The 1748-nt window shown below is 37.6% G+C and carries 5 protein-coding genes; 4 read left to right on the top strand and 1 reads right to left on the bottom strand.

What is annotated here, in order from left to right:
• Window positions 1-110 precede the first annotated feature (110 nt).
• From CVD28_RS27425 to CVD28_RS27410, 4 genes are all read left to right on the top strand, one after another.
• Window positions 111-428: a hypothetical protein gene (locus CVD28_RS27425; RefSeq protein WP_099676594.1), complete on the top strand. Its 318-nt coding sequence runs from the start codon at window positions 111-113 to the stop codon at window positions 426-428.
• Window positions 429-512: 84 nt separating this feature from the next.
• Complete coding sequence (locus tag CVD28_RS27420; protein ID WP_099676595.1) at window positions 513-863, top strand: hypothetical protein; 351 nt, start codon at window positions 513-515, stop codon at window positions 861-863.
• A gap of 39 nt (window positions 864-902) precedes the next feature.
• A complete protein-coding gene (locus tag CVD28_RS27415; RefSeq protein WP_099676596.1) occupies window positions 903-1232 on the top strand; it encodes a hypothetical protein in 330 nt (109 codons plus the stop codon).
• 77 nt (window positions 1233-1309) lie between these two features.
• Window positions 1310-1504, top strand: coding sequence for a hypothetical protein (locus CVD28_RS27410; RefSeq protein WP_099676597.1), 195 nt, complete (start codon window positions 1310-1312; stop codon window positions 1502-1504).
• On the opposite strand, the gene CVD28_RS28420 is transcribed toward CVD28_RS27410, so the two are convergent.
• A complete protein-coding gene (locus CVD28_RS28420) occupies window positions 1501-1674 on the bottom strand; it encodes a hypothetical protein (protein WP_180954339.1) in 174 nt (57 codons plus the stop codon). The genes CVD28_RS27410 and CVD28_RS28420 overlap by 4 nt on opposite strands.
• Window positions 1675-1748 lie beyond the last annotated feature (74 nt).

Genomic DNA, 1748 nt, shown 5'->3' with positions numbered 1-1748 from the left:
GCAGCAACTACTGAAGCAATAGAAAATACAGAAGAAGACGGGCCGGAAACAAAAGAACCGGAAAAGAAGTCTTTCTTTCAACGGCTTTTTAAATAAGAAAGGAGATTCAATTGAAAAAAGTAACTGTGGTTTATGAGGATTATGACAAGGTAAGTCAGAAAACATTGCATAGGGAACAGCAAGGCTGGCAGATCAATTCACGCCTTATCATGGAATTAGATAGTGAGGGTCCGTTCTTTTCGTCTTATCCTGAGGACATAACAGGCGATGCAGTGGAATCTGAGGCCGCTGCAGCTACTTTTGCAGTCACGATACCCATTGATGCCGGAAAAGCATTAGCAGCCTTAGATGCGGATTCTGTGGCCTCTATGACAATAGCAGAATTAGGTGTATTTCTAACTGAACATAGTAAGAAATCTGAACGCTAAAAAATAGCGTTCTTTTTTATGTCCTAAAATTCGACTTTGCTGCAAGTACCTCTATGTAATCCAAAAGGAAGGAGGGAAATGATCATGGCAGAATTTAACCCTGAATTGATTAGGGCATTAGCAAACGGAGATAAGGAAGCACAACAATTAACTGCAGACTTACCAGCGTCACAAAAAATTACATTGGGAATATTGGTGAATAATCTGCGGGATAAAGAAAATATTGTCCCTGTTAATAGTGGGATGTCTATCTATGCAGAACAGGAAAGCAGATCTATTGATTATGAAGGAATTGGAGATGCGATGGCTGCAAGGATGAAGGCAGAAAGCGATGCAGCGGAAAAGAAAGAGAAAGTACGTGAGGAATGGATAAAAAAAGTAGCTGAGAAGGAAGTAGCACGGGCTAGGGCTGGATTAAAGCGTTCGGATCGTTAATTCAATAAAACTAAACTATATAAAAAGGATGGATAGACAATGTTAAATGATTTATTTTATGGTATGCGTGATGTGAAACATGAATATAAAGAGGCTGGCGTTACAGCTACTATGACAGGCGAGGCCATTCACTTACTTACAGCTAGACAATGTAATGTGCGTGTAGATGTTGAGGGAATGACTGGTAATGCTACTTTATCAATTAAATTTGAAGAATCTAATGATGGTATTACTTTTAATGAAATTGGTACTTTTCCTATTCCGGATCAACATCATGGCGTATTATTCGCTAAGTTTAAAGAGTATGTGCGGTACCAGCTACTAGTTAGCGGTACGGATCCTAACATGGATATTTCAATTAAATTTTAAAGTATCTACTGAAAAAATGGCCGTTAGCTTAATTGCTGGCGGTCTTTTTATTTTATCTTGGAAAGGATGGTTATAGGATGGCCAGACGAAAGAAGAAGCAGAAACAGAGGTACAAACGACAGCTGAGGAAGCACCAGCAGCGAATGGAAAAAAGTAATGAAATTGAACCGATAATTGAAAGATGTTTGCCCCCTTACAAAGAACATTTTATTGATATTAGTAAAAAGGGGTATGAGGAACGTAACCAGTCCTATCCCTCTTTTTTTGTCTAATATTCCCCGTTATCATCTCCATGAAAAGCCTCATAATTAAGTTTTGTTATTTCTTCTTTAGTAGGCTGTTTTCTCCCGAAATGTTTTACAGCTAAGATTTTTAATAGCTTAATACGTTCCCCATTTTCCATTTCATCCATTGCCTTTAAAATTTGTTCGGCAGTCATCATGTTCAATTCCCCCTAAAAAAACCTGAAAAATTGCTGCAAAATTTTTTATATGGCTTTTAGCTATCAATTATATT

It is taken from the genome of Bacillus sp. M6-12, from assembly GCF_002860285.1.
GTDB lineage: Bacteria > Bacillota > Bacilli > Bacillales > DSM-1321 > Peribacillus.
Note: the sequence above shows the minus strand (reverse complement) of the source record. Positions and strands in the feature narration are given on the sequence as shown.